The following is a 268-nucleotide window of genomic DNA, read 5'->3' as shown; positions in this document are numbered from 1 at the left end:
CCCACACTACCATCGGCGCGACTGCGTTTCACTTCTGAGTTCGGAATGGGATCAGGTGGTACCACAGTGCTATTGTCGCTAGACAAAAACGTTTACTTAACTTGAAACTTCAAGGTAAGTAGTAATTTGGAAAGCGATATATCTAATTCAATTCATTAAGTACGCGACGTGCAAGGATGCACTACTGTCGAACATAACCACGGATGGTGGGTTCGACCAATTTGTCAGACAACACTTATAAAACTACTTGGGTGTTGTATGGTTAAGC

1 rRNA gene is annotated in these 268 nt (G+C 42.9%); it reads right to left on the bottom strand.

What is annotated here, in order from left to right:
* Nucleotides 1-83, bottom strand: a 5S ribosomal RNA gene (rrf, locus tag ACSLUH_RS19620); the annotation flags it as partial.
* Nucleotides 84-268 lie beyond the last annotated feature (185 nt).

The organism is Thalassotalea ganghwensis (assembly GCF_053485795.1).
This window is presented reverse-complemented; position numbering and strand designations above follow the sequence as displayed.